The sequence below is a fragment of the Ferrovibrio sp. genome (assembly GCF_965278975.1).
Classification (GTDB): Bacteria; Pseudomonadota; Alphaproteobacteria; order Ferrovibrionales; family Ferrovibrionaceae; genus Ferrovibrio.
Map to the genome: position 1 here is coordinate 2,796,797 of NZ_OZ257126.1, position 25,727 is coordinate 2,822,523.

Consider the following 25,727-nt stretch of genomic DNA (forward strand, 5'->3'; position numbering starts at 1 on the left):
TGCCAGCTGGCGGTGAGCCCTCCCAGATTGCCAAGCGACAATAAGGGTTGAGTAAATCCAAGTATTTACATCCGGTTATCCGGGGCGCGCGCCTGCCTCGGATCGATAAAATCTGCGTAAAAATAGTGCTATTAAGAGGCGATTGCAAAATTTCGCATGTGCAGCAAAACCTCTGAAAAATCAGAGGCTTATGCCGATTTCCATTGGCAGCCAACAAATCAGTTTGTAGTTTAAGCGCCGGTGGAGGGATTCGTGAGCGACGCACTTGCACAAGCCATAGATCTGGTTGGCGGCCAAACCCAATTGGCGCGCCTGCTAGGGGTCAAGCAGGCCAATGTCTGGCACTGGCTGAACAAGGCTGAGCGGGTTCCGGGCGAATATGTGCTGGCGATCGAAAGCGCAACGGGTGGCCGGGTCAGCCGCCATGCCCTGCGGCCCGATCTTTATCCTGACAGCGCAGCGCCGGATGCGGCACCGACTATCCCGGAAGAAGATCTCTGGCGTGCCCAGATATACGCCTTGCTTGGCCGCGCTCTGGCGCGCCGGCCGGATACCGCGCTGCTGACCGCGCTGGCGCAGTTGAAGGGCGACGAGAGCCCGATGGGCCAAGCCCTGGCTGCTCTGGCCGATGCCGCCCGCAACACCTCGCTGGAGCGCGCACAGGAAGAATATGACGTGCTGTTCATCGGCCTGCCGCGTGGCGAGCTGGTGCCTTATGCCTCTTTCTACCGTACGGGCTTCCTCTACGAGCGGCCGCTGGCCAAGCTGCGCGGCGACATGGAGAAGCTGGGTTTTGCCCGTGCCGATCATGTGTCGGAGCCGGAGGACCATATGGGGGCGCTGTGTGAATTGATGGCGTTGCTGATCCGTGGCGGCGAGGGCCGTGGCCCGACCGAACTGCCAACCCAGGAGCATATGTTCCGCCAGCATCTGGCGCCCTGGAGCGAGCGGTTCTTCGCCGATCTGGAACAGACACCCAGCGCCAAGCTCTACAAGCCGCTCGGCACGATCGGGCGGCTATTCGTGACCATCGAAAACCAGGCATTCGCCATGGCCGCCTGAGCGGCCTGCACCGGAATTGAATGGAGGACCAGCCATGAGCCAAGACAAGAAAGAGATACTCGCCAAAGAGAATCTGGATCGTCGCAGTTTCCTGCGTGGCGCCAGCGTCGGTGCCGCCGCTGCGGCCGTGGCCGGTGTTGCCGCCGCGCCTGCCAAGGTTGAGGCCGCCGAGAATGCCGAGACCCGCAAGAAGCAGCGCTACAAGGAAACCGAGCACGTGAAGCGCTACTACGACAGCAACAGGCTCTGAACGCGGCCCCATCCGCGCTACCAGCCAGTAAACGACCAGTCCCGATTACGGAGACGCCCCAATGTTGATCAAGAAAAGCTCCACCGCCGGCACCGCCCCCAAGGGCAAGCTCACCGGCATCCTTGCCGGTGCGACCCTGCAGACCATGGATCGCCGCGGCTTCCTGAAAGCGTCGGGCCTCGCGGCTGGCGGTCTGGCTGCCGTTTCGGCGCTGAGCCCCGCGATGGTCAAGTCGGCCAAGGCGATGCCTTCGACCGGCACCAACATCATCAAGCGGAAGAATATCTGCACCCATTGCTCGGTCGGCTGCACCGTCACGGCGGAAGTCGAGAACGGCGTCTGGGTCGGCCAGGAGCCGACCTGGGACAGCCCGATCAATCTTGGCACCCATTGCGCCAAGGGTGCCTCGATCCGTGAACTGACCCATGGTGATCGCCGCCTGAAATATCCGATGAAGCTGGTGGACGGGAAGTGGACCCGTATCAGCTGGGATACCGCGATCAACGAGATCGGCGACAAGCTGCTGGATATCCGCCAGAAGTCCGGTCCGGAATCGGCCTACTGGCTCGGCTCGGCCAAGTTCTCCAACGAGGGCGGCTACCTGTTCCGCAAGTTCGCTGCCTTCTGGGGCACCAACAACATCGACCATCAGGCGCGTATCTGCCATTCGACCACGGTCGCCGGCGTAGCCAATACCTGGGGCTACGGCGCGATGACCAACTCGTACAATGATATCCACAATTCCAAGTGCATCGTGATCATGGGCGGCAACCCCGCCGAGGCGCATCCGGTGTCGCTGCAGCATGTGCTGCGCGGCAAGGAACAGAACAAGGCGCCGATGGTCGTGATCGATCCGCGCTTCACCCGTACCGCCGCGCATGCCACCGAATACATGCGCATCCGTCCCGGCACCGACATTCCGGTGATCTACGGCCTGCTCTGGCATATCTTCCAGAATGGTTGGGAGGATAAGGAATATATCCGCCAGCGCGTCTATGGCATGGACGATATCCGCGCCGAAGTCGCCAAGTGGACGCCCGAGGAAACCGAGAAGGTGACCGGTGTGCCGGGCGAGCAGATGAAGCGCGTCGCCGAGCTGATGGCGAAGAACCGCCCCGGCACCCTGATCTGGTGCATGGGCGTGACGCAGCACACCGTCGGTACCGCCAATGTGCGCGCGCTGTCGATCCTGCAGCTGGCGCTCGGCAATATCGGCGTGGAAGGCGGCGGCGCCAACATCTTCCGCGGCCATTGCAACGTGCAGGGCTGCACGGATCTTGGCCTCGATGTCACCACGCTGCCGGCCTATTACGGCCTGGTTGAAGGTGCTTGGAAGCATTGGGCCCGCGTCTGGGATGTCGATTACAACTATCTGCTCGGCCGCTTTGCCGACAAGAAGTTCATGGAAGGCAAGGGTATCCCGTCGACCCGCTGGTTCGATGCGGTCCTGGTCGACAAGAAGGACCTTGAGCAGCCCGACAACGTGAAGGCGATGTTCTTCTGGGGCCATGGCGGCAACACCGTGCCGCGTATGCCCGAGATGCGCACCGGCATGGAAAAGGTCGAGCTGATGGTCGTGGTCGATCCGCACCCGACCACTGCCGCCGCACTGCCCGACCGCAAGAACGGCACCTACCTGCTGCCGGCCTGCACCCAGCTCGAAACCCGCGGTTCGCGCACAGCGTCCAACCGGTCGCTGCAGTGGGGCGAGCAGATCGTCAAGCCGGTGTTCGAATCCAAGCCCGATCACTGGATCCTGTACAAGCTGGCCCAGAAGCTCGGCTTCGATAAGGAGATGTTCAAGAACATCAAGATCGACGAAGGCGACGAGCCGAATGTCGAGGACATCACCCGCGAATTCAACAAGGGCACCGTTTCCATCGGCTATTCCGGCCAGTCGCCGGAGCGCCTGAAGGAGCATATGGCGCATCAGGGCGATTTCGACATCGTCAGCCTGCGCGCCACCAAGGGGCCGCTCAAGGGCGAATTCTATGGCCTGCCGTGGCCCTGCTGGGGCACGCCGGAGATGAAGCATCCAGGCACCCATGTGCTTTACAACACCAACCTGCCGGTGAAGGACGGCGGCGGTGCCTTCCGCGCCCGCTTCGGTGTCGAGCGCAACGGCGTCTCGCTGCTGGCGGATGGTTCCTACCCGAAGGGCTCGGAGATCCAGGACGGCCATCCCGAATTCACCTATGGCCTGCTCAAGAAGATGGGCTGGGACAAGGAACTGACCGACACGGAGCGTGCCACGATCGAGAAGATCGGCGGCAACAACCCCGATGCGGTCGGTTGGGCGATTGACTATAGCTGCGGCATCATCCGCGTCTGCATGGCGCATGGCGTGCAGGCGATGGGCAATGCCAAGGCGCGTGCCAATGCCTTCGGCCTGCCTGATCCGGTGCCGGTGCATCGCGAGCCGATCTATTCCTCGCGGCGCGATCTGGTGGCCAAGTATCCGGCCATGGCTGATCGCCGCGATTACCGCCTGCCGCATCTTGGCAAGAGCATCCAGGACAAGGATGTCACCAAGGACTTCCCGCTCATCCTCACGTCCGGCCGCTTGGTCGAATACGAGGGCGGCGGCGAAGAGACCCGCTCCAACAAGTGGCTGGCCGAACTGCAGCAGAACATGTTCGTCGAGATCAACCCGGAAGATGCGGCTCGCCTTGGCATCAAGGAAGGCCAGAATGTCTGGGTCTACGGTCCTGAGAACAAGGCCAAGGCCAAGGTCAAGGCGATGGTGACGCCGCGCGTCGGCAAGGGCGTGGCCTTCATGCCCTTCCACTTCTCCGGCTTCTGGCAGGGTGTGGACCAGCGCAAGAACTATCCGCCGGGTGCCGATCCGATCGTGCTCGGCGAGTCCGTCAACGGCGTGACCACCTATGGCTACGACCCGGTTACCCACATGCATGAGAACAAGGCCACGCTCTGCCGCATCGAAGCGGCGTGAGCGAAGGTTAAGGAGAACACACCATGGCCCGCATGAAATTCCTCTGCGACTCCGAGCGCTGCATCGAGTGCAACGCCTGCGTCACCGCCTGCAAGAACGAACATGAAGTTCCGTGGGGCATCAACCGCCGCCGCGTCGTCACGCTGAATGACGGCGCCAAGGGCGAGCGTTCGATCTCGATGGCCTGCATGCATTGCGAAGATGCGCCCTGCATGGCCGTCTGCCCGGTTGACTGCTTCTACAAGACCGATGACGGCGTGGTCCTCCATTCCAAGGACCTCTGCATCGGCTGTGGCTACTGCTTCTATGCCTGCCCGTTCGGCGCGCCGCAGTATCCGCAGGTCGGCAATTTCGGCAGCCGCGGTAAGATGGACAAGTGCACCTTCTGCGCCGGCGGCCCGGAGGCCGACAACACTAAGGAAGAATACATCAAATACGGCGCCAACCGCCTTGCCGAAGGCAAGCTGCCGCTTTGCGCCGAGATGTGCTCCACCAAGGCATTGCTGGCTGGCGATGGCGATGTGATCGCGCAGATCTACAAGGAGCGCGTCAGCCGCCGTGGCTATGGTTCGGGTGCCTGGGGCTGGGCAACAGCCTACAAGGGCAGCGCGGTCTGAGCGCGGTTGAGGGAGGAAAATCACATGGCTCTTTTCAACATGCGCAAAATCCTGGCTGCCCTGGTATTTGGCATCATGCTCGGTATCGCCGGCATGGCGCCCGCTTCGGCCCAGTCGACGCAGCAGGCCGATGAAGCCGCGCTGCTGCAGCAGCTCAAGGGGGCGCCGGTGGCTGGCCGCGTCTCGATCCCCGACGCCAAGTCGGGTGTGCTGATCCAGCCGCAGGGCCGTGAATGGCGCCAGACGCTGGAAGGTCCGGTCAAGTCGATCGGTGGCTGGCTGCTGGTGCTCACTGTTGTGGCGCTGGCTGCCTTCATGGCCATCCGTGGCCGTATCAAGGTGGAACACGGCCTGTCCGGCCGCACCATCGAGCGCTTCAAGGGCATCGAGCGTTTCGCCCACTGGCTGACGGCGATCTGCTTCGTCATCCTGGGCCTCAGCGGCCTCAATATCTCATTCGGCCGCAGCCTGCTGCTGCCGGTGATGGGGCCCGAAGCTTTTACCGCGATGAGCGCCTTCGGCAAGCTGTCGCATAACTATCTCAGCTTCCCGTTCGTGCTCGGCGTTTTCCTGATGGCGGTGATGTGGATTGCACACAACATCCCCAATGCTGTCGACGTGGAATGGATCAAGCAGGGCGGCGGCCTCCTCAAGAAGGGCGTGCATCCGCCGGCAGGCAAGTTCAATGCCGGTCAGAAGCTGATCTTCTGGTCTGTGGTGATCGGCTCGCTTGCCCTGGCCATCAGCGGCTACATCCTGATGTTCCCGTTCTATGTCACCGATATTGCCGGCATGCAGCTGGCGCAGCTGGTGCATGCCATTGCCGGCATCCTGATGGTGGCGGTGATCCTGGGGCATATCTACATCGGCACCATCGGCATGGAAGGCGCCTTCGATGCCATGGGCAGCGGCCAGGTGGATACCAATTGGGCCAAGGAACATCACAGCCTGTGGGTGAAGGACGTGACCGCGCGTGGCGCGGGCGACGACTAGGCTTGATGGCTTAAGCAAAAGCAAAAAGGGCGGGGTTTCCCCGCCCTTTTTCGTTTCGCGCGTTGCAATGTTGCCGCCCCCCGTCATGATGGAGGTGCTGAAGCGGGAATTGATCTCCATGCGAGGGGTGAACATGCAGCGACTGGCGGCGGTGATCGGTTTGATCCTGGGGTTGACCTGCCAGACTGTGCCGGCGCGGGCCGATATGGTCGGCCATGGTGCCATGGTCAATGCTGTCGCGGTGTCTGCCGATGGCCGGCGGCTGCTGTCGGCGAGCTGGGATTATACCGTGCGGCTCTGGGATCTGGCGAAGCAGAGCGAACTCAAGGTGCTGGATGGCCATACCGCCAGCGTGAATGCCGTGCTGTTTCTGCCTGATGGCAAGTCGGCGCTGTCGGCAAGCTGGGATCACACGGTGATCCGCTGGGACCTGAACAGCGGCAAGGAAATCGCAAAGCTCAACGGCCATGTCAACAATATCGCCGGCATGGCCTTGAGCCGTGATGGCAAGTGGCTGGCCACTGCCAGTTGGGACCGTACGGTCAAGCTTTGGAATCTCGCTACCAACAAGCTGGAGCGCAGCTTCGAGGGCCATGAGGCCAACGTGATGCAGGTTGCTTTCGCCATGGATGACAAGCAACTGGTGTCGGTTGCCTATGACCTCACCGTGCGGCTCTGGGATGTCGCCAGTGGCAAGGAGCTTGCCGTGATGACCGGGCATCAAGCCAGCGTGAATGCTGTTGCGGTTACGCCGGACGGCAGAACGGCGCTGACCGGCAGCACCGATGGCACGATCAAACGCTGGGATCTTGTTGCGCAGCGTGAGAGCGGCAGCCTGCCGGGGCATAGCGGCTTCATCACCTCGATTGCGATCTCGAAGGATGGCAATTACGCGTTGTCCGGCGGTGGCGACCGGCTGATGCGATTGTGGGATTTGCGCGGCGGCCGGCAGCTCAAGCAATTCGCCGGCCATGAGAAGCCGGTCTGGTCGGTCGCTTTCATGCCCGACGGCAAGCACGCCGTGTCCGGTGGCTATGATACGGTGATCAAGCTCTGGTCGCTGGAAACCGGCGCACTTATTCCAGCACCGAAGAACTAAACGGCGCCGGGCCGCTCAGTTTCAGTTCTGATATCCAGTATCAGTTCTGGTGTTCGTGGGTGACGCGGGCGCCTTCGGTGCTGAAGGCGACATCAACCGATTTATTCACGGTTTGCAGGATATAGGCCGAGCCGATGGCAATGACGAGAGCGACAGCGAGGCCGGCGATGAAGGCTTTCATGGGGCATCCTCCAAGGTCTTGATCAGCCTGGATTATAAAAGATTTTGTAGGGAAAATGGAAGGGGCGGACTCACTTGGCGGTGGCCTGTTTCAGCCAGGCGATCAGATCAACCCGGTCCTGCGCAATGGCCAGCCCGCCATACATCTTGTTACCCGGCATGAAGTCCTGCGTGGCTGCCAGATAGGCGTCCATGGTCTGCTCGGTCCAGACCACGTTGGATTTTTTCATCGCCTCGGAATAACGGTAATCCGCCACGCCGCCGGCCTTGCGGCCGAAGACGCCATGCAGGCGCGGCCCGACGAGATTGCGCCCCTGTGCCTCCAGCGTGTGGCAGGCGCGGCACTTGCCCCACAATTCCGCACCCCGTTCCAGGCTTGGCGGCTCCAGTTGATCGGTATTCGCAGCTTGCGCCAGTGCCGTGCCGGACAGGCCTGAAAAGAGCGCGAAAATGGCCGGAATCAGCATCCCAATCACAATGCGCAAACCCGACCTCCGACTGGTTTTCCTGTATCATCAATACTATAGTCGAGAAGCATAGATTACCAGATTGTCGGGTGGAAAACGGGTCATGCGGCTGGATGGAAAACGCCTTCTGGTGTGCAACTGCGAAGGTACCATGCCGCTGGATGGCAAGGCGCTGGCAAAGGCCTGTGGCAGCAATGCCGCCGCCGAGATTGCCACCCAGCTCTGCCGTGCCGAGATCGGGCGTTTCCAGACCGCCCTGAAGGCCGGCGAACCGTTGATGGTGGCTTGCACCCAGGAAAGCCCGTTATTTGATGAGCAGCGCGAGGCACTCGGCAGTGCCACGCCGGTCGCTTACGTCAATATCCGCGAAACTGCCGGCTGGTCATCGGAAGCCGCCGCCGCCACGCCGAAGCTGGCGGCGCTGATCGCCGCCGCTGCTGTAGCCGTGCCGGTGCTGCCGGCCGTGACGATGAAGTCCGAGGGGGTGGCGCTGATCTATGGCCGCGATGAGCAGGCGATTGCCGCCGCGCGCCAGCTCAGCGACCGGCTTGATGTCACCATCATGCTTGATCGGCCGAAGGATGTGCCGGCGCCTGCCCTGATGGACCTGCCGATCGTGCAGGGCCGCATCGCCGGTGCGCGTGGCCATCTCGGCGCCTTCGAGCTGGTGATTGATGATTATGCCCTGCCTGTGCCGTCCTCGCGCCGGCATCTGGCTTTCGGGGCACCACGCAACGGCGCCAGTTCCACCTGCGATATCATTATCGACCTGACCGGCGGCACGCCGCTGTTTCCGGCACATGAAAAGCGCGATGGCTATTTCCGGCCCGATCCGAAGGATCCCGCTGCCGTGCAGAAGGCGCTGTTCGAGGCCGCCGACCTGACCGGCAGTTTCGAGAAGCCGATCTATGTGGCCTATCATGCCGATATCTGCGCCCATTCCCGTTCGAAGAAAACCGGCTGCACGCGCTGCCTCGATGTCTGTCCCACCGGGGCGATCACGCCGGCGGGCGACAAGGTTGCCATCGATCCCTATATCTGCGGCGGCTGCGGCAATTGCGGCGCTGTCTGCCCCACGGGTGCTGCCGAGTACCGGCTGCCGCCGCCGGCCAGCCTGGTCGAGCAACTGCGCGCACTGCTGCTGGCCTATCGCGAGGCCGGCGGGCGCCAGGCCGTGGTTCTGCTGCATGATGCCAAGCATGGCGCGCCGCTGATCGATGCCCTGGCGCGCTTCGGCGATGGCTTGCCGGCGCGTGTACTGCCTTTCGCGGTGAATGCGCTGGGTGAGTGCAATGTCGCGTTCTTTGCTTCCGCCTTCTCCTATGGCGCGGCTGATCTGCGCATGCTGGCTCCGGCCAAGCGAAGCGACGACATTGCCGGGCTGGGCCAGCAGATGGCCTTGGCCGAAAGCGTGCTGGTCGGCCTGGGTTTTGAGGGCGGGCGCGTCGGCCTGATCGAGACCGACGATCCCGACAAGCTGGGCAGCGTACTGGCCGCGCTGCCGCTGCGCGAGGGGCCGGGTGGCGCCAGCTATTTGCCGATGGGCCGCAATCGCGACCTGTCGCGGCTGGCATTCCGCCATCTGCATGCCGTTGCGCCGCAGCCGGTGGATGCCGTGGTGCTGCCGCCCGGCGCCCCCTTCGGGAATCTGCGGGTTGATGCCGAGAATTGCACCCTGTGCCTGGCCTGCGTTTCTTCCTGCCCCACCGGTGCGCTTAGCGATGATCCGGAACGGCCGCGCCTGCTTTTCACCGAAGATGCCTGCGTGCAATGCGGCCTGTGCAAGAATACCTGCCCGGAAAAGGTGATCGCGCTGGAGCCACGGGTGAATTTCACCAGCAGCTCGGCGCAGGCGCGCGTGATAAAGGAAGAGGAACCTTTCCATTGCATCCGCTGCGCCAAGCCTTTTGGTACGAAATCCTCGATTGAAAAGGTGATCGCCAAGCTGGAAGGCAAGCATTGGATGTATGGCCAGGGCAGCGCCATTGCTGATCGCATGCGCATGTGCGCCGATTGCCGCGTCATCGTGCAGAGCGAAAACAAGATCGATCCCTATGCCGGCGCGCCGCGCCCCGATGTGCGCACCACCGAGGATTATCTGGCCGAGCGCGCATTGGCACAGCAGGCGGCAGCTGACGGGAAAAAACCGTCGTGAAGGCGCCGCTATGAAAGTCCCGCTATGAAAGTGCTGGGCATTTCCGGCTGGAGCGGTGCGGGCAAGACTACCTTGCTGGCGCAACTGATCCCGCTGCTGACCGCGCGCGGCGTGAAGGTTTCCACCATCAAGCATGCGCATCATGAATTCGATGTCGATAAGCCGGGCAAGGATTCCTACCGCCACCGTGAGGCCGGTGCATCGGAAGTGCTGATCAGCTCGGCGAAACGCTATGCCATCATGCATGAGCTGCGCGGCACCGCCGAGCCGACGCTGGAAGAATTGCTCGCCCGCCTCAGCCCGGTCGATCTGGTGCTGGTGGAGGGCTTCAAGAAATCCGGCCATGCCAAGATCGAGGTCTGGCGGGCTTCCGTCGGCAAGCCGATGTTGCAGGCGGAGGACCCTACCGTCATCGCCGTGGCCAGCGATGCGGCGATACCGGGGCTGCCGGTACCCCAGCTTGATGCCAACCAGCCGCAGCAGGTGGCTGATTTCATACTTGCCTGGTTGGCGGGCGGCAAACGCGAGGCGCGCCGTGGCGCAGCTGAGTGACGATTGCTTTGCTCATGGCGGGGCGCTGACGCGGCTGGATGCCGCCCTGGCCGAACTTTCGCGGCGCCTGGTCCCGATTGCTTCCATTGAGACTCTGGCGCTGGCGCAGTGTCACGGCAGGATTCTGGCCGAGCCGCTGGTGGCAAAAGTGGCCGTGCCGCCGCGCGACAATTCTGCCGTGGATGGCTATGCCGTCTACCATGATGATCTGTCGCGTGATGGTGAGACGCGGCTGCCGGTGATCGGCCGCGCTGCTGCCGGCCATCCTTATTCCCAGCCGCAGCCGCGTGGCACCGCAATCCGCGTGCTGACCGGCGCGGTGATGCCGCTGGGTGAGGCAGGCAGCCACCCCGATACCGTGATGATGCAGGAAGATTGCACACGCGATGGCGATAGCGTGCTCATCAAGCCGGGCATCAAGCGCGGCGCGAACCGGCGCCTTGCGGGTGAAGACCTGAAAGCCGGCCAAACCGTGCTGCCGGCCGGCCGCATCCTGACGGCGCCGGCACTGGCGCTGGCTGCTGCCGGCGGCCATGACGCGCTGCGGGTGCGCAGGCCGCTGCGCGTCGCGCTGATCTCCACCGGCGATGAAGTGCACCAGCCCGGCAGTACACTGCCTGATGGCGGCATCTACGATGCCAACCGGCCGCTGCTGGCTGCCCTGCTCACGGCTGCCGGCTGCGCGGTCAGCGATCTGGGCATCCAACCCGACAAGCGCGATCATCTCGCCAAGGTCTTTGCTGAAGCCGCGCGCAGGCATGATGCGGTGATTACCTCAGGCGGTGTCTCCACCGGCGATGAGGATCATGTGAAGGCCGCCATCGAGATGCAGGGCCGGCTGGATTTCTGGCGTCTGGCGATCAAGCCGGGCCGGCCGGTGGCACTCGGTCTTGTGAATGGCGTGCCGTTCTTCGGCCTGCCCGGCAATCCGGTGGCGGCAATGCTCACCTTCTGCTTTTTCGCCCGGCCACTGCTACAGCTTCTGAACGGCGCTGTGCCGCTGCAACCGCGCAGCTTTCCGGTCGCGGCCGGCTTTTCCTACAAGAAGAAAGCCGACCGCCGCGAATGGGTGCGCGTGTCGTTGCGCGATGATGGCCGGGGCGGCTGGCGGGCGGAGAAATACCCCGTCGATGGTGCCGGGGTGATCACCTCGCTGACCCGCACCGATGGCCTGATAGAGTTGCCAGAGGACCTGCTGCGCCTGGAGCCAGGAACGCCTGCGCGCTTCTACCCCTACGAATCCCTCGGCCTCTAGGCCGCGCAGATGATGCGGCAGAAGAAATTCCTGCTGCCCCTCGGAATCCTGACTACGGCCTTGGCCCGATCATGCTGCGCGGATCGGCCAGGCGATCGTAGTCTTCCGCACTGAGAAATCCGAGCGCGATGGCCGCCTGTTTCGGACTGATATTCTCGGCGAAGGATTTATTGACGATCTGCGCCACGCGGTCATAGCCGAGATGTGGATTGAGCGCCGTGGCGAGCATGATGGAATGTTCGACATTGCGGCTGAGCGTTGCTGTATTCGGCTCGATGCCGGCCACCATGTCGTCGCCGAACAGCTTGGCGGCATCGGCGAGCAGCGCGATGGAGCGCAGGATGTTGTGCACGATCACCGGCTTGGCGACATTCAGTTCGAAATGCCCGGCGGCGGCGGCATGGGTCACGGCAACATGGTTGCCCATCACCTGATAGCAGACCTGGAGCGTTGCTTCCGCCAGCGTCGGGTTGCGCTTGCCCGGCATGATCGAGGAGGTGAGGCCGTCATGCGGCAACAGCAATTCGGCCAGGCCGGCACGCGGGCCGGAGCCGAGGAAGCGGATGTCGTTGGCGATCTTGGCCAGGGAGACAGCGAGCGTATTGAGCATGCCGCTGGCTTCCACCAGGGCATCATGGGCGCCCATGCCTTCGAACTTGTCGGGGTTGGCGCGGAAAGGTTGACCGCTTAAAGCCGCCAGTTCCTCGGCGAAGGCCAGGTCGAAGCCCGCCTTGGCATTCAACCCGGTGCCGACCGCCGTGCCGCCCTGGGCCAAGGCAAAAAGCCGGGGCAGGGCATCATCAAGGCGGGCCTGACCGAGTTCGATCTGCCTCGCCATGGCGCCGAAACCCTGGCCCAAAGTCATCGGTGTCGCATCCTGCAGATGGGTGCGGGCGATCTTCACGATATCCGCCCAGGCCCTGGCCTTGAGGCTGAGTTGGCCCTGGAGGCTGGCGAGGGCGGGTTTCAACCGCCCCACCAGTTCCAGCACGGTGACAATATGCATCACAGTGGGAAATGTATCGTTCGACGATTGGCCACGATTGACGTGGTCGTTCGGATGCACCGGCTTCTTGGTTGCCAGCGGCTGGCCGAGCAATTCGTTGGCGCGGTTGGCGATCACCTCGTTGGCATTCATGTTGGTGGCGGTGCCGGAGCCGATCTGCCAGACCGGCAGCGGGAAATGCGCGTCGAATTTGCCTTCCCAGACCTCGCGTGCCGCCTGCTCGATCGGCGCCACAAGCTCGGCCGGCAATTCGCCGAGCCGGGCATTGGCGCGCGCGGCGGCCAGCTTCTGCAGCCCGATGGCATGCACCAGGGCCGGCGGCAGCTTCTCATCGCCGATGCGGAAAAGCTGCAATGCGCGCTGGGTCTGGGCACCCCAGTATTTGTCGGCGGGTACGGCAACACTGCCGAAGGCATCGCGTTCCTGGCGGGTCCCCGCCGTTTCGTGAAGCTCTGTCATGTTATTCCTCGAATGCTTCGACGCGGAACGAAGCATCGTGCCGCATCCTCTGCTACATTGCGCTGGTTGCCTCATACTAACGTGGAATTGTTGCCGATGTCGCTTTTTGCCATCGAATCACCGGCTCTGCTGATTTTCGCTGCCTTGGTGCTATTACTGGCGGGTTTCGTCAAAGGCGTGATCGGCCTGGGGTTGCCCACCATCTCGGTCGGGCTGCTGGGCCTGATCATGGCGCCGGTGGAAGCGGCGGCCCTGCTGGTGGTGCCGAATCTGGTCACCAATGTGTGGCAATTGCTTGCCGGCCCCAGTGTGCGGGCCTTAGCAGCGCGGCTCTGGCCGATGATGCTGGGCGTGCTGCTCGGCACCCTGGCCGGGGCGCAGTTCTTTCCGCTCGGTGCCTATGCCTGGGCCACGGCCCTGCTCGGTGTAGCTCTAGCAGCCTATGCCGGCCTCGGCCTGGCGGCGAAGCAATGGCCGCTCAAGTCTGATCAGGAAGCCTGGATGGGGCCGCTGGTCGGTTTCGCCACCGGCGTGGTCACCATCCTCACCGGTGTTTTCGTCATTCCCGCCGTGCCGTATCTGCAAGCCTTGAAGCTGGAAAAGGACGACCTGGTGCAGGCACTCGGCCTGTCCTTCCTGGTCTCGACCGTTGCGCTGGCACTGGCATTATTCGGCAATGGCCTGTTCGCTACCGAGATTGCCGGCTCGTCGCTGCTGGCGCTGGCGCCGGCTTTGGGCGGCATGCTGGTTGGCCAGGCGCTGCGCAACCGCATTTCGGCAGCGGCCTTCCGGCGCTGGTTCTTCAGCGGCCTGCTGCTGCTCGGCGGCTATCTGGTGCTGAAGGCATTGATCTAGCCGACAGCATCCGGGCGCAGTTTTTCAGCGGCGCCGCGCTCTGTGCCGTCTTGGCCATGGCGATTGCGCCGGAATAAGCGGCGATAATGAAACCGGCCCGGGCCTCGGCCTCCATCCTGCGCAGGCCATCCTGACGCAGCCTGGCTGTCAGTCCCTCACGCCATTCCGTGAAGATCGCATCGAGCGCAGCGCGGAAATCGTCATCCGCAAGTGCCAGTTCCAGCGCCAGATTATTCAGCGGGCAGCCTTGCACGCGACCGCGTTCGTCCAGTCCGCGGCAGATCGCGGCCAGCACCATCTGCACCGCGCTTTCGCCGCTCTCTGCCTGCTGCAGCGGTGCCAGCCAGGTTTCGCGCACGGCATGCGCAACGCGCTCCCGGATCACCGCCAGGCCGAGCAGCTTTTTACTGGCGAAATGATGATGCAGCGCGCCGCCGGTGACGCCGGCCTCGCGTATCAGGTCGTGGATGCTGGTGCCATGATAGCCCTGCGCCTGGAACAGCCGGTCAGCGGTATCGAGCAGGCGGCGGCGCAGGCCTTCGGGGTCGTTGGTACGTTTGCCCATGGCAATACTTTAGCTGTTTGACAAAACCGGACAACTGGTCTGTATTAAACAGGATGATCATCCTGTTTAATCTCTGGGAGGCAAATCATGGCGGCGATGGCGCCGATCCGGCTCTATTCCGGGCCGTTGAGCATGTATGGCGCGAAGGCGCAGATCGCCGCGGCCGAGAAGGGGCTGGCGCTTGACCTGGTAATGGTGCCTTTCGATATGACGCGGCTCTATGAACCCAAGCACCCGGATGTGCTGCGTATCAATCCGAAGGCGCAGGTGCCGGTGCTGATCCATGGTGACCTGGAGATTTTCGACTCGACGCAGATATTCGAGTATCTGGAGGACATCGCGCCGGAACCGCCGCTTTGGCCGAATGATGTGCAACAGCGGGCAAGGGCGCGGCTACTGGAGCACCGCTCCGATGAAATCTACTTTCCGCACATCATCCGGCTGATGGGGTTGCAACAGACGCCGGAAGACCCGGCAGCTATCACGGCGCGGCAGGCGGCGACGGTGTTTTACGATGCGATGGAAAACCAGATCGCCGGCCAGGATTATCTGACCGGTGTTTTCGGTTATGCCGATATCGCGTTCTTCATGGCGCAATTGTTCGGTGAGCGCATGGGGGCACCGCTGGAAGGGCGGCATGCCCGGCTGATAGCTTGGCGGGAACGGATGCTGAAGCGGCCCAGCGTGCGCCAGGTAGCGGCACCGATGGTTACCTATCTCTCAGGCCAGGGGCGCAAGCTCCCGGCTTTTCTTCACTCGCTCCAGCCCCCGCCCAGGGCTTTGTAGAGATCGACCAGGGCGGTGAAGCGCGCCAGCATCGCCTGCGCCAGGGCATCGTTGGCCTGGAACACGGTGCGCTGCGCATCCAGCAGATTCAGGAACGGCACGGTGCCGGCGCGGTAGCGGGCTTCTACGATGCGGTAGGCTTCACGCGCCTGGTCATAGGCTTCGCGCGCATAGCCCTGGCGCTGGGCCGCATTGGCAGTACCGGTCAGGGCATCTTCCACATCGCCGAAAGCGGTGACGGCAGCCTTGCCGTAGGTCTCGGCCAGTTCAGCAAAGCGGGCACGGTTCAGTTCTTCCTGGCCTTCCAGTCGGCCACCCTGGAACAGCGGCGCGGTGATCGATGCGGCAATAGAATAAAGCGCGCTCTGCGGCTGCAGCAGGGTATGCAGGGCTGAGCTTTGCAAACCGCCGGAAGCGGTCAGGTCCAGGCTCGGCAGCCTTGCCGCCTGGGCCACGGCAATGTCGCGGTTGGCGGCCAGCAGGTCGGTTTCGGCTTTGCGGATATCGGGGCGCCGCGCCAGCAATGCAGAGGGCAGGCCGGCCTTTACCGCTGGCAAGCGCAGATCGTCGAGCGACTGCGCGGTGACGCTGAAGCCCTGCGGCGCGCGGCCAAGCAACAGAGCCAGGGCGGTCAAGGTCTCGCGCTCGCTCTGGCGCAGCACCGGAATGGTGGCGCGCTGGCTGGCAACGCTGTTGCGCTGCTGCGCCACTTCCAGGTCCGAAGCCGAGCCGAGCTGGCGCTGGCGTTCCAGCACATTCAGCACATCCTGGGCATTCTGCAGCGTATCTTCCGCCAGGCGGATGCGGTCGCGCAGGGACAGCAACTGGAAATAGCTGGCGGCGAGATCGGCATGCAGGGTCAGCATCACCGTTTCGCGGTCGTAGCGGCTGGATTGCAGCCGGGCCAGGGCGGCATCGCTGGCGGCGCGGTTGCCGCCGAACAGATCGACCTGGTAGCCGGCGGTGAGGCCGGCATCGAAGTTGTTGCGCACGATACGGCCTGATGAAGCGCGCTGGGTGCTGCTGGAAGAGGTGGAGGAAGCAGGCGACCACGACCGGCTGACGCCTCCATCGGCGCCCAGCGTCGGCAACAAGGCGGCGCCGGCGATCTTGGCCGAAGCCTCGGCCTGGCGGATGCGGGCCAGTGCCGCGCCAAGGTCGCGGTTGCCGGCTTCAGCGGCGGTCATCAGGCCGTCAAGTTCATTGCTGCCGAAATCGCGCCACCATGTAGTGTCGGGCCAAAGCCCCATGCCGGCATTGCCGGCATCCCAGGCAACAGGCGCGGCAGTCTGCGGTTTCACAAATACTTCGCCGATATCGCAGCCGGTAAGCGCCAGGGAAGCAGCGAGCAGCGCGGCCATTGGGGCACGGCGGGAAAGCATGGTCATCTGGGTCATTCCGAAGCGAGCGCGACGACAGGATCGAGGCCGGCGGCCTTGCGCGCGGGCAGGTAGCCGAAGGTGAGGCCGGTGAGGAAGGCGCAGCCGAAGGCCAGCAGCACCGGGCCGGTGGAATAGATCACCGGCTTGCCGAAAGCCTCGAAAATCGCCGTGGCGCCGAGGCCGAGCATGACGCCGATGATGCCGCCAAGGGTGCAGATCGCCAGCGCCTCGGTATTGAATTGCAGCAGGATATCCAGGCGCCGCGCGCCGGTCGCCATGCGTACACCGATTTCGCGGGTGCGTTCGGTCACGCTCACCAGCATGATATTCATCACGCCGATGCCGCCGACGATCAGTGAGATGATGGCGATGGAGCCGAGCAGCAGGGTCAGCGTGTTCTGCGTCTCGGTAGCGGTCTGCAGGATAGCTGCCATGTTGCGGATCTGGAAATCCTCGGCACGGTGGCGGCCGATCAGTGCCTGGCGGATTGCCTCCTGGGTCTCGTCGATGCGTGCCACATCCTTCACCTGCACGGTGATGGTGCGCACATAACGCTGGCCGAACAGCCGCAGCATGCCGGTGGAAAGCGGCACCAGAATGGTGTCGTCGAGGTCGGTACCGAAAGGCGAGGCGCCCTTGGCGTCCAGCACGCCGATCACCAGGAAGGGGATGTTGTTGACCAGCACATATTTGCCCAGCGGGTCGGCGCCGGCATCGAACAGCGCCTTCACCACGGTCTGACCAACTACGGCGACGGGGGCGAAGTTCTTCACATCGTCATCGCTGAAGAATACGCCGGATGAGAGTTTCCAGTCGCGCGCCTGGGTGAAGCCGGAGCCGACGGCATTGGCCTGGGTGAGATAATCATTGCTGCCGAAGCGCAGGGTGACCTGGCCGTTATATTCGCCCACCGCCACGTTCACATTGGCGAGTGCGGCGATGGCATCGGCATCTTCCGCCACCAGCGTGGCGGTGATGCCGCCGGACTGGCGCATGTTCGGGGCGCCGGGGCGGATCAGCAGCAGATTGGTGCCCATGGCGGAAATGCGGTCGAGCACCGATTGCCGGGCGCCGTCGCCGATTGCCAGCATCGCCACCACGGAGGCAACGCCGATGATGATGCCGAGCAGGGTCAGCAGGGTGCGCAGCAGGTTGCTGTGCAGGGCCTGCAATGCCATGCGGCTGGCTTCCAGCAGGCTGGTGGTCGGTGCCTTGCGGTTGCCCGCTGTGTGGCGTGGCAGGTCGGCGGGGCTTTCGGCGTCATCCAGCCGGGTGTCGGAGACGATATCGCCATCGCGGATTTCCACCACGCGGCGGGCCTGGCGTGCCACCTCGGCATCATGGGTGATCAGCAGGATGGTATGGCCGCGCTGGTTCAGCTCGCGCAGCAGTTTCATCACCTCGGCGCCGCTCTTGGAATCGAGTGCACCGGTCGGCTCGTCGGCGAGAATCACCGGGCCGCCATTCATCAGGGCGCGGGCAATGGAGACGCGCTGCTGCTGGCCGCCGGAAAGCTGCGTCGGCTTGTGGTCCAGCCGTTCGGCAAGGCCAAGGCCGGAAAGCAGTTCCACGGCACGGTCATGGCGCGCTTCGCGGCCCAGGCCGGCATAGATCGCCGGCAGTTCCACATTGGCGGTGGCCGTGGCGGATGGCAGCAGATTGTATTGCTGGAAGATGAAGCCGAAGGCCTCACGGCGCAGCAAGGCGCGGCCATCGGCATCCAGGGCTGAAACCTCGCGGTCCTCGAAGCGGTAGCTGCCGGAGGTCGGGCGGTCGAGCAGGCCGATCAGGTTCATCAAGGTTGATTTGCCGGAACCCGAGGCACCCATGATGGCGACGAATTCGCCGGGATAGATATCCAGCGAAATGCCATGCAGCACCTCGACGCTGATATCGCCACGGCTGAAGCTCTTGGTGATGCCTTGCAGCGAGATCAGCGGCGTATCGGCGGTACCCGCCGCCGCCGGGCGTTGCAGCGGGAGTTGGGCGGTCATAGGCGCGGCGTCCGGGCGAAATTACCGCCGGGGCCGCCCTGGCCGCGCGGCTGGTCCAGCACCAGTTCATCGCCGGGCTTCAGGCCGGTGCGGATTTCCGTCATCACCCGGTTGTTGGCACCGATCTCGACACTGCGCTCCACGGCCTGGCCGTTTTCCATTACCCGCGCGGTGTAGCGGTTGCGGCTGCCCGGCATCTGGCGCAGGGCGGCCAGCGGCACAACCGGCACATTCTCGGCATGGGACACGATGAAGAATACCTGCGCGCTCATCTGCGGCAGCAGGTCCTGGTCTGGGTTGGGCACGTCGAACAGGGCTGAATAGAGCACCACGTTGTTCACCACCTGCGGGGTGGGCAGAATCTGGCGCAGAGTGCCGGTGCGGCGGCGGTTGGGTTGGCCCAGTGTGGTGAAATAGGCCGGCATGCCGAGTTTCAGGCGCGAGACATCGGCTTCCGATACCTGGGTCTGCACCGTCATCGTATCCAGATCGGCGATACGCAGGATGATCGGCGCCTGCTGGTTGGCATTCAGGGTCTGGCCCTGGCGCGCGGTCACGTCGATCACTGTGCCGGTCATTGGCGCGTAGATCTTGGTGTAGCTCAGATTGGCGAGGTCGCCTTTCAGGGTCGACTCGGTCTGCTGCACCTGGGCGTTCAGGGCGTCGATCTGCGCCGTCACCGCCTTGAAGTTGGCCTCTGCCGTGTCGAAGCTGTCCTCGCTGGTGGCGCGATCGGCCAGCAGGCGGCGCTGACGCTCGAACTGTTTCTGCGCCAGCTTCTGCTGCACACTTTTTTCGGCGATCTGGGCTTTGAGATTCAGCAACTGCGCCTGGTCGGCGCTGACCCGGGCCTCATAGACCGTCGGGTCGATCTGAGCCAGTTGCTGGCCTTTTTCCACCCGGGCGCCGAAATCCACCATGATCTGGCGCAACTGGCCGGAAACCTGGGTGCCGACATCGACATAGTTCAACGGTTGCAGGGTTCCCACTGCCGAGACGGTGTCCTCCACCATGCCGAGCGCCACGGTCTGGGTACGAGGCGGCGCGGCGGTATTCGCGCGGGCCTGCCAATACCACCAGCCACCGCCGGCAGCGGCGGCCAGCAGAGCCAGGGTGGCAAGGTATTTGACGGTGCGAGGCATGGACATTCTACACAAGCTGACTGGGGAGGCGGTTGAGCATCACAGTTTACCACGCCTAGCCGTACCCAATCCTACGGCTGCAGCGAGGCTTTTCGTGTAACAGAACATGACGGGGAGAGGTAGAACAAGTACCTACCATGGAGGTTGCAATTCCATGCATTCACGGTCTTAGCGATTAGTAATTGGCTTTCCAATCCCCAGGCCGCCTACGCTTAGGCATGTCGCAATCCGCGTACGATCCGCAGGCCACAGGCCTTATCCTAGCCCAGCTCGATACCCACGGCATCGCTGCTTGCTATATCGATGCTGCCGAACGGCTACAGCTGTGGAATCAGACTTATCTGCGGTTCTTCCCCGAGCATATCGGCATAGTGCATGCCGGCTGGTCCTACACCGAGAATCTGCGCCACTATTTTACTACCAATCACGGCCATGCCACTACCGCGCAGCAGCTTGATGAGATGATCGCCACTGCCGTGGTGCGTCATCGTACCCAGAACGGGCCGCTCGATTTCCAGAAGCTGGATGGCCGCTGGGTGCGTTCCCAGGTCAACCGCTTCAGTGATGGCGGCCTGATCAAGACCTGGGCCGATGTCACCGCAGAGGTGCTGCATAGTGAAAGCTCGGTGATCGAGGCGCTTTCCACCTTGCAGCAGGCTTTGCTTTGCTACGATCAGGATGGCCGTTTCCGTTTTGCCAATAACCGCGCCAGCAGCTTCTTCCCGTCGCTGATCAGCCGCTTCCGCCCTGATTCCGGTTTTGCCGACCATCTGCGGCATCTCTCCACCGAAGCCGAAGCCTGCGAGGACCGTGATCTTCTGCGCCAGCTTGCCGCCCGGTCCTGGCCGGCAGATCCGGGCCCGTATCAGCCGTTGCTGGTCAACATGCGGGGTGGCCGCGTGGTGCAGTTTGAAATGACGCCGACCCGCGATGGCGGCCTCACGGCGGTGTGGACCGATATGACCGAGGCGCATCGCCTGCTGGCCGAGCGCGGCCGTGCCGAAGCCGAGGCCACGGCCAAGTCGGAATTCCTGGCAGTGATGAGCCATGAGATCCGCACGCCGCTGAATGGCGTGCTGGGTGCCATCGGCCTGCTCGACCGTGTTACCCTGGCGCCGCGTGACCGCGATCTGCTGGATACCGCGCGCGGCTCCGCCGAACATCTGCTACATCTGCTGAACGACATCCTGGATTTCTCCAAGCTGGAGGCCGGGCGCGTCGAGCTGGAGGACGTGGATTTCGATCTGCGCCGGCTGGTCGAGGGTCTGGTTGCCTCGTTGCGTAGCCGTGCTGCCGAGAAGGGCCTGCAGCTGAATTGCCAGGTGGCGTCGGACCTGCCTGCCATGCTGCGCGGCGATCCCGGTCGTCTGCGCCAGATTCTGTTCAATCTGCTGGGCAATGCGATCAAGTTCACCGAACAGGGCTGGGTGCGGCTGTTTGTCGGCCATGACCCCGCTGCGGCACAATTACAGATCGCGGTGGCGGATTCCGGCATTGGCATCGCACCGGAAGTCCGGCCGCTGCTGTTCAAGCATTTCACCCAAGGCGACCGCTCGATCACCCGGCGCTATGGCGGTACCGGGCTGGGGTTGGCAATCTGCGGACAGCTGGCAACGCTGATGCAGGGCGAGATCATCGTCGACAGCACCCCGGGCAAGGGCAGCGTATTCCGCCTGTGCCTGCCGCTGCGCATCGGCACCGCGCCCGTGCAGCCGCAGCCCCTGCCGCTGGTGGAAGCGCAACGGCATGACGATAGCCTGCGTATCCTGGTGGCGGAAGATAATCCGACCAACCAGCTTATCCTCAGCACCATGCTGCGCGAACTCGGTCACGACGTGGCACTCGTCGCCAATGGCCTGGAAGCCTGCGCGCGGCTGCGTCAGGATCATTTCGACATGGTGCTGATGGACATGCAGATGCCGGAAATGGACGGCATGGCGGCCAGCCGCGCCATTCGCGCCATGGCGGAACCTTATGCCTCGGTGCCGATCGTTGCCATCACCGCCAATGCCCTGGCCGGTGACCGTGAACGCTGCCTAGCCGCCGGCATGGACGGCTACATCACCAAGCCGATCGACCTGCCGCTGCTGATCGAAACCATGGATCATGCCCTGCATCGGCGCCCGGCGGCGGTAGCCCGGGCGGCACCGCCCAGCCGAAGCAGTGATCTCAGCCCGGCGGCCGCAAAAGCGCTCGGCGCCCTGGCCGACAAGCTGAAACACTCCAGCGCCGTGCGCTGATCCGTCTTCCTCGCGCCGCCACCTGCGGCTATCCTGCCCGGCAGAGAACAAGAATCCGCCGGGAGGAACAGCATGGCCAAGGGCTTCGCGTCGACCAACGATCTTGAGGAAAAGGTCGTTTCCTTCACTCAATTGGGCGAAGGCCTCTACGCCTTCACCGCCCAGGGCGATCCCAATACCGGCGTCATTGTCGGCGATGATGGTGTCATGGTGATCGATGCCCAGGCAACGCCGAAGATGGCCGCCAGCGTGATCGGGCATATCCGCCGCGTCACTGACAAGCCGATCAAGTATGTGGTGCTGTCGCATTACCATGCCGTGCGCGTGCTGGGTGCCTCTGCCTATGGCGCCGAACAGGTGATTGCGTCCGATGCCACGCGCAGCCTGATCGTCGAGCGTGGCAAGGAGGATTGGGATTCCGAATATGGCCGCTTCCCGCGCCTGTTCAGCGCCGCCGAGACCATTCCCGGCCTGACCTGGCCGACCATGACCTTTCCGCGCAAGATGAGTATTTATCTTGGCCGCCGCCGCGTCGATCTGATGCATCTGGGCCGTGGCCATACGGCGGGCGATATTGTTGCCTGGGTGCCAGATGCCGGCGTGATGTTTTCCGGCGATCTGGTTGAGTATCATTCCGCCTGTTATTGCGGTGATGCCCATTTCGCCGATTGGCCGAAGACACTGGATGCCATCGCCGAATTCAATCCGACGGCTCTGGTGCCGGGGCGCGGCGATGCGCTGGTGCAGCGCGACCAGGTTGGTGATGGCCTGAAACTGACCCGCGATTTCCTCACCACGCTCTATGGCTCGGTATCGGAAAGCGCTGCCAAGGGGCTGTCCTTGAAGGATGCCTTCGACCGCGCCAATGCTGCGATGGCGCCACGCTTCGGCAATTTTGCCATTTTCGATCATTGCATGCCGTTCAATGTCGCACGGGCCTATGACGAAGCCAGCGGCCTGGCCCATCCGCGCATCTGGACTGCCGAACGCGACCAGGATATGTGGGCGAGGCTGCAAGGGTGATCCCGGCCGAGATTGTCGCTGGTCTTGGCCATATGGGCCTGGGCCGACCATTGCATGGTGAACCGCTTACCGGTGGTGTGTCCTCGGATATCTGGCGCGTTGAACTCGATGGCGGCCCGGTCTGCGTCAAGCGCGCATTGCCGAAGCTGCGGGTCGCGGCTGATTGGCAGGCACCGGTGGAGCGCAACCGCTACGAGGCCCGTTGGATGCAGGTGGCCGCCGCCGCCGCGCCCGGTGCCGTGCCGGCTTTGCTGGGGCAGGATGAGGCCACTGGCTGCCTCGCCATGGCTTATCTGCTGCCAGCCGAGCATCCGCTCTGGAAGGCACAGTTGCGCGATGGCCTGGCCGATGCGGATTTCGCTGCCGCCGTAGCGGACAGGCTGGTGGCAATCCATGCCGCCACCGCCAACAGCGCGGCGGTAGCGGCGGATTTCCCCACCGACCGGATTTTCTTCGATATCCGCCTGGATCCCTATCTCGGCGCCACCGGGCGGGCGCATGGCGATCTTGCCGCCCGTTTCCAGGCATTGATCGCCACCACGCAGGCCAACAAGCGGGCCCTGGTGCATGGCGATGTCAGCCCGAAGAATATCCTGGCCGGGCCAAGGGGTCCGGTTTTCCTAGATGCCGAATGTGCCTGGTATGGTGACCCGGCCTTCGATCTGGCCTTCTGCCTCAATCATCTGCTGCTGAAAAGTCTGTGGAACCGTGCCGTCCATGCTGGTTTCCAGCGTTGCTTCGCGGCGCTGGCACAGCATTACTTTGCCGGCGTGGCCTGGGAACTGCCGGCGGCATTGGAGGCCCGTGCCGCAGGCCTGCTGCCTGGTCTGCTGCTGGCGCGGGTGGACGGCAAGTCGCCGGTGGAATATGTCACCCGGGAAGAGGACAGGGAACTGGTGCGCCGGGTGGCGCGGCCGCTGCTCCTCGATCCGCCGGTGCGGCTGGCAGCCGTGGCGGCGGCCTGGAACAGGGAATTCGACGCATGAGCGCGAGGCAGATCGTTGCGGTGCGTGGCCGGCGGGTATGGGACTCGCGTGGCCGACCGACGGTGGAAGCGGAGGTGACCCTTGCCGATGGCAGCCTGGGGCGCGGCATCGCACCGGCGGGTGCCTCGCGCGGGCGGCATGAGGCGATTGATCTGCGCGACGGCGGCTCGGCGCTTGGCGGTTTCGATGTCGGCCAGGCGGTAGCGCATGTGAATGGCGCGCTGGCGGATGCCGTGCGCGGCCTTGATGCCGGCGATCAGGAAACGGTGGATGCAGCACTCTGCGCGGCGGATGGCACGCCGAACAAGGCGCGGCTGGGCGGCAATGCGGTGATCGCCGTGTCGCTGGCGGTGCTGCAGGCGGCGGCCACTACCGAAAAGTTGCCGCTCTGGCGCTATCTGGCCGGCGATGCCGATGTGGCGCTGCCGCTGCCGGAAATCCAGATCTTCGGCGGTGGCGCCCATGCGGCGCGGCGCGTCGATATCCAGGATTTCATGGTCATGCCGCTCGGTGCGCAGAGCTTCGATGAAGCCATGGTGATAACTGCCGAGGTTTACCGTGCTGCCGGCAAGCTGATGGCGGATGCCGGCAAGCTGGCGGGCGTGGCCGATGAAGGTGGTTTCTGGCCTGCTTTTGAGTCGAATGAGCAGGCGCTGGATATGCTCACCCGCGCCATCGAGACCGCCGGTTACCGCCCGGGCGAAGGCGCGGCGATCTCGCTGGATATCGCGGCTTCCGAATTCCATGACGGCCAGCATTATGTGCTCGGGCTGGAGCGCCGCCGGCTGACGACGCCGGAAATGATCGAGATGTTGCAAGGCTGGCTTGGCCGCTATCCCATCGTCTCAATCGAGGATCCGGTGGCGGAAACCGACGCGGAAGGCATGCGCGCCTTCACCCAGGCGGTGCGCGGGCGCTGCCAGGTGATCGGCGACGATTATCTGGTGAGTAATGCGGCGCGCACTTCGGCTGCGATTGCCGGCGGCGATTGCACCGCCGTGCTGCTGAAGCCGAACCAGGCCGGCACGGTGAGCGAAACCGCCGCCACCATGCGTGTGGCGCAGGCGGCGGGCTGGGGCCGCATCGTCTCAGCGCGTTCGGGCGAAACCGAGGATGTCGCCATTGCCCATCTCAGCACCGGGTGGAATGCCGGCCAGCTTAAAGTCGGCTCTTTCGCACGCTCGGAGCGCATGGCGAAGTGGAACGAGGTTTTGCGCATCGAAGAGGCCATGGGCAGCCGGGCGTGTTTCTGGGGCCGTGCAGCCCTGGCGATGGGATGATGTGACATGATCCAGGTGACCCAGCGGATTGCTCTGCGCGACGATGAAATCCAGTTGAGCTTCATTCGTGCCTCCGGACCTGGCGGGCAGAATGTCAACAAGGTGTCATCCGCCGTGCAGCTTCGCTTCGACGCGGCGCAGTCACCGTCGCTGCCCGAGGAGGTCCGTGCCAAGCTGCTTGCCCTGGCGGGTCAGCGTGCCACGAATGATGGTGTCATCATCATCACCGCCCAGGCTCATCGCAGCCAGGAGCGCAACCGCGAGGATGCGATTGCCCGGCTGGTGGACCTGATCCGGCAGGCGACACACAAGCCGAAGCCGCGCCGTGCTACCAAGCCGACCAAGGGATCGCAGCAGCGGCGCATGGATTCCAAGGCCAAGCGCGGCAATGTCAAAGCAGGCCGCGGGCGTCCAAATCTGGACTAG

23 protein-coding genes are annotated in these 25,727 nt (G+C 63.7%); 16 read left to right on the forward strand and 7 right to left on the reverse strand.

Annotated features, from left to right (window positions below):
* Window positions 1–252 precede the first annotated feature (252 nt).
* The 6 genes from ACQY7X_RS13450 to ACQY7X_RS13475 all read left to right on the forward strand — a co-directional run bounded on the left by ACQY7X_RS13450 (window position 253) and on the right by ACQY7X_RS13475 (window position 6,974).
* Window positions 253–1,062 carry a molecular chaperone TorD family protein gene (locus tag ACQY7X_RS13450; RefSeq protein ID WP_428245886.1) on the forward strand — a complete coding sequence of 270 codons (810 nt, stop codon included), beginning with the start codon at window positions 253–255 and terminating at the stop codon, window positions 1,060–1,062.
* Between the two features lie 34 nt (window positions 1,063–1,096).
* Complete coding sequence (locus ACQY7X_RS13455; RefSeq protein ID WP_428245888.1) at window positions 1,097–1,312, forward strand: twin-arginine translocation signal domain-containing protein; 216 nt, start codon at window positions 1,097–1,099, stop codon at window positions 1,310–1,312.
* Window positions 1,313–1,373: 61 nt separating this feature from the next.
* The gene (locus ACQY7X_RS13460; RefSeq protein ID WP_428245890.1) at window positions 1,374–4,265 is read left to right on the forward strand and encodes a molybdopterin-dependent oxidoreductase; all 2,892 of its coding nucleotides are present in this window, start codon (window positions 1,374–1,376) and stop codon (window positions 4,263–4,265) included.
* 23 nt (window positions 4,266–4,288) lie between these two features.
* Window positions 4,289–4,882, forward strand: coding sequence for a formate dehydrogenase FDH3 subunit beta (gene fdh3B, locus ACQY7X_RS13465; protein WP_428245892.1), 594 nt, complete (start codon window positions 4,289–4,291; stop codon window positions 4,880–4,882).
* A gap of 24 nt (window positions 4,883–4,906) precedes the next feature.
* On the forward strand, window positions 4,907–5,875 hold the full coding sequence (locus tag ACQY7X_RS13470; RefSeq protein WP_428245894.1) for a formate dehydrogenase subunit gamma: 969 nt from the start codon (window positions 4,907–4,909) through the stop codon (window positions 5,873–5,875).
* A 133-nt stretch (window positions 5,876–6,008) separates the two neighbouring features.
* Window positions 6,009–6,974, forward strand: coding sequence for a WD40 repeat domain-containing protein (locus ACQY7X_RS13475; RefSeq protein ID WP_428245896.1), 966 nt, complete (start codon window positions 6,009–6,011; stop codon window positions 6,972–6,974).
* A 40-nt stretch (window positions 6,975–7,014) separates the two neighbouring features.
* Here the strand turns inward: ACQY7X_RS13475 and ACQY7X_RS13480 are convergent, their stop codons facing one another.
* Together ACQY7X_RS13480 and ACQY7X_RS13485 are read right to left on the reverse strand one after the other, a co-directional pair.
* The gene (locus tag ACQY7X_RS13480) at window positions 7,015–7,155 is read right to left on the reverse strand and encodes a hypothetical protein (protein ID WP_428245898.1); all 141 of its coding nucleotides are present in this window, start codon (window positions 7,153–7,155) and stop codon (window positions 7,015–7,017) included.
* A 70-nt stretch (window positions 7,156–7,225) separates the two neighbouring features.
* On the reverse strand, window positions 7,226–7,630 hold the full coding sequence (locus ACQY7X_RS13485; RefSeq protein ID WP_428250061.1) for a c-type cytochrome: 405 nt from the start codon (window positions 7,628–7,630) through the stop codon (window positions 7,226–7,228).
* A gap of 94 nt (window positions 7,631–7,724) precedes the next feature.
* Here ACQY7X_RS13485 and ACQY7X_RS13490 point away from each other — a divergent pair, with 94 nt between their 5' ends.
* The 3 genes from ACQY7X_RS13490 to ACQY7X_RS13500 are packed head-to-tail and all read left to right on the forward strand — an operon-like array spanning window position 7,725 to window position 11,583.
* The gene (locus tag ACQY7X_RS13490; RefSeq protein ID WP_428245900.1) at window positions 7,725–9,776 is read left to right on the forward strand and encodes a 4Fe-4S binding protein; all 2,052 of its coding nucleotides are present in this window, start codon (window positions 7,725–7,727) and stop codon (window positions 9,774–9,776) included.
* 24 nt (window positions 9,777–9,800) lie between these two features.
* On the forward strand, window positions 9,801–10,328 hold the full coding sequence (gene mobB / locus ACQY7X_RS13495) for a molybdopterin-guanine dinucleotide biosynthesis protein B (protein ID WP_428245902.1): 528 nt from the start codon (window positions 9,801–9,803) through the stop codon (window positions 10,326–10,328).
* Entirely contained in the window at window positions 10,312–11,583 is a 1,272-nt protein-coding gene (locus tag ACQY7X_RS13500; RefSeq protein ID WP_428245904.1) for a molybdopterin molybdotransferase MoeA, read from the forward strand. Before mobB ends, ACQY7X_RS13500 begins: the two co-directional genes overlap by 17 nt.
* Before the next feature lie 52 nt (window positions 11,584–11,635).
* Here ACQY7X_RS13500 and ACQY7X_RS13505 read toward each other — a convergent pair whose 3' ends face one another.
* The gene (locus ACQY7X_RS13505; protein WP_428245906.1) at window positions 11,636–13,048 is read right to left on the reverse strand and encodes a class II fumarate hydratase; all 1,413 of its coding nucleotides are present in this window, start codon (window positions 13,046–13,048) and stop codon (window positions 11,636–11,638) included.
* Window positions 13,049–13,144: 96 nt separating this feature from the next.
* Here ACQY7X_RS13505 and ACQY7X_RS13510 point away from each other — a divergent pair, with 96 nt between their 5' ends.
* Window positions 13,145–13,903: a sulfite exporter TauE/SafE family protein gene (locus ACQY7X_RS13510; RefSeq protein WP_428245908.1), complete on the forward strand. Its 759-nt coding sequence runs from the start codon at window positions 13,145–13,147 to the stop codon at window positions 13,901–13,903.
* Here the strand turns inward: ACQY7X_RS13510 and ACQY7X_RS13515 are convergent.
* A complete protein-coding gene (locus ACQY7X_RS13515; RefSeq protein WP_428245910.1) occupies window positions 13,851–14,468 on the reverse strand; it encodes a TetR family transcriptional regulator in 618 nt (205 codons plus the stop codon). The two genes, ACQY7X_RS13510 and ACQY7X_RS13515, sit on opposite strands and share 53 nt — an antisense overlap.
* 87 nt (window positions 14,469–14,555) lie before the next feature.
* Between ACQY7X_RS13515 and ACQY7X_RS13520 the strand changes: the two genes are divergently transcribed.
* Complete coding sequence (locus ACQY7X_RS13520) at window positions 14,556–15,254, forward strand: glutathione S-transferase family protein (protein WP_428245912.1); 699 nt, start codon at window positions 14,556–14,558, stop codon at window positions 15,252–15,254.
* Here ACQY7X_RS13520 and ACQY7X_RS13525 read toward each other — a convergent pair.
* Genes ACQY7X_RS13525 through ACQY7X_RS13535 form a run of 3 tightly spaced genes read right to left on the reverse strand, consistent with a single transcriptional unit; the run spans window position 15,221 to window position 19,772 of the window.
* The gene (locus ACQY7X_RS13525; protein WP_428245914.1) at window positions 15,221–16,642 is read right to left on the reverse strand and encodes an efflux transporter outer membrane subunit; all 1,422 of its coding nucleotides are present in this window, start codon (window positions 16,640–16,642) and stop codon (window positions 15,221–15,223) included. The two genes, ACQY7X_RS13520 and ACQY7X_RS13525, sit on opposite strands and share 34 nt — an antisense overlap.
* A 5-nt stretch (window positions 16,643–16,647) precedes the next feature.
* Window positions 16,648–18,630, reverse strand: coding sequence for a MacB family efflux pump subunit (locus ACQY7X_RS13530; protein ID WP_428245916.1), 1,983 nt, complete (start codon window positions 18,628–18,630; stop codon window positions 16,648–16,650).
* Window positions 18,627–19,772 (reverse strand): efflux RND transporter periplasmic adaptor subunit, encoded by a 1,146-nt coding sequence (locus tag ACQY7X_RS13535; RefSeq protein WP_428245918.1) that lies wholly within the window; start codon window positions 19,770–19,772, stop codon window positions 18,627–18,629. The genes ACQY7X_RS13530 and ACQY7X_RS13535 overlap by 4 nt, the downstream gene beginning before the upstream one ends.
* Before the next feature lie 218 nt (window positions 19,773–19,990).
* Between ACQY7X_RS13535 and ACQY7X_RS13540 the strand changes: the two genes are divergently transcribed.
* The 5 genes from ACQY7X_RS13540 to arfB all read left to right on the forward strand — a co-directional run bounded on the left by ACQY7X_RS13540 (window position 19,991) and on the right by arfB (window position 25,727).
* Complete coding sequence (locus tag ACQY7X_RS13540; RefSeq protein WP_428245920.1) at window positions 19,991–22,012, forward strand: ATP-binding protein; 2,022 nt, start codon at window positions 19,991–19,993, stop codon at window positions 22,010–22,012.
* Between the two features lie 72 nt (window positions 22,013–22,084).
* Entirely contained in the window at window positions 22,085–23,035 is a 951-nt protein-coding gene (locus tag ACQY7X_RS13545) for an MBL fold metallo-hydrolase (protein WP_428245922.1), read from the forward strand.
* The gene (locus ACQY7X_RS13550; protein WP_428245924.1) at window positions 23,014–24,021 is read left to right on the forward strand and encodes a phosphotransferase; all 1,008 of its coding nucleotides are present in this window, start codon (window positions 23,014–23,016) and stop codon (window positions 24,019–24,021) included. Before ACQY7X_RS13545 ends, ACQY7X_RS13550 begins: the two co-directional genes overlap by 22 nt.
* Window positions 24,018–25,301: a phosphopyruvate hydratase gene (gene eno / locus ACQY7X_RS13555; protein WP_428245926.1), complete on the forward strand. Its 1,284-nt coding sequence runs from the start codon at window positions 24,018–24,020 to the stop codon at window positions 25,299–25,301. Before ACQY7X_RS13550 ends, eno begins: the two co-directional genes overlap by 4 nt.
* 6 nt (window positions 25,302–25,307) lie before the next feature.
* Complete coding sequence (gene arfB, locus ACQY7X_RS13560) at window positions 25,308–25,727, forward strand: alternative ribosome rescue aminoacyl-tRNA hydrolase ArfB (RefSeq protein WP_428245928.1); 420 nt, start codon at window positions 25,308–25,310, stop codon at window positions 25,725–25,727.

Bases quoted from the DNA above. Each gene is read 5' to 3' on its own strand.
- ACQY7X_RS13455 (WP_428245888.1), top strand. From the start codon at position 1,097: ATGAGCCAAGACAAGAAAGAGATACTCGCCAAAGAGAATCTGGATCGT.
- ACQY7X_RS13460 (WP_428245890.1), top strand. From the start codon at position 1,374: ATGTTGATCAAGAAAAGCTCCACCGCCGGCACCGCCCCCAAGGGCAAG.
- fdh3B (WP_428245892.1), top strand. From the start codon at position 4,289: ATGGCCCGCATGAAATTCCTCTGCGACTCCGAGCGCTGCATCGAGTGC.
- ACQY7X_RS13470 (WP_428245894.1), top strand. From the start codon at position 4,907: ATGGCTCTTTTCAACATGCGCAAAATCCTGGCTGCCCTGGTATTTGGC.
- ACQY7X_RS13475 (WP_428245896.1), top strand. From the start codon at position 6,009: ATGCAGCGACTGGCGGCGGTGATCGGTTTGATCCTGGGGTTGACCTGC.
- ACQY7X_RS13480 (WP_428245898.1), bottom strand. From the start codon at position 7,155: ATGAAAGCCTTCATCGCCGGCCTCGCTGTCGCTCTCGTCATTGCCATC.
- ACQY7X_RS13490 (WP_428245900.1), top strand. From the start codon at position 7,725: ATGCGGCTGGATGGAAAACGCCTTCTGGTGTGCAACTGCGAAGGTACC.
- mobB (WP_428245902.1), top strand. From the start codon at position 9,801: ATGAAAGTGCTGGGCATTTCCGGCTGGAGCGGTGCGGGCAAGACTACC.
- ACQY7X_RS13505 (WP_428245906.1), bottom strand. From the start codon at position 13,048: ATGACAGAGCTTCACGAAACGGCGGGGACCCGCCAGGAACGCGATGCC.
- ACQY7X_RS13510 (WP_428245908.1), top strand. From the start codon at position 13,145: ATGTCGCTTTTTGCCATCGAATCACCGGCTCTGCTGATTTTCGCTGCC.
- ACQY7X_RS13515 (WP_428245910.1), bottom strand. From the start codon at position 14,468: ATGGGCAAACGTACCAACGACCCCGAAGGCCTGCGCCGCCGCCTGCTC.
- ACQY7X_RS13520 (WP_428245912.1), top strand. From the start codon at position 14,556: ATGGCGGCGATGGCGCCGATCCGGCTCTATTCCGGGCCGTTGAGCATG.
- ACQY7X_RS13525 (WP_428245914.1), bottom strand. From the start codon at position 16,642: ATGACCATGCTTTCCCGCCGTGCCCCAATGGCCGCGCTGCTCGCTGCT.
- ACQY7X_RS13530 (WP_428245916.1), bottom strand. From the start codon at position 18,630: ATGACCGCCCAACTCCCGCTGCAACGCCCGGCGGCGGCGGGTACCGCC.
- ACQY7X_RS13535 (WP_428245918.1), bottom strand. From the start codon at position 19,772: ATGCCTCGCACCGTCAAATACCTTGCCACCCTGGCTCTGCTGGCCGCC.
- ACQY7X_RS13540 (WP_428245920.1), top strand. From the start codon at position 19,991: ATGTCGCAATCCGCGTACGATCCGCAGGCCACAGGCCTTATCCTAGCC.
- ACQY7X_RS13545 (WP_428245922.1), top strand. From the start codon at position 22,085: ATGGCCAAGGGCTTCGCGTCGACCAACGATCTTGAGGAAAAGGTCGTT.
- eno (WP_428245926.1), top strand. From the start codon at position 24,018: ATGAGCGCGAGGCAGATCGTTGCGGTGCGTGGCCGGCGGGTATGGGAC.
- arfB (WP_428245928.1), top strand. From the start codon at position 25,308: ATGATCCAGGTGACCCAGCGGATTGCTCTGCGCGACGATGAAATCCAG.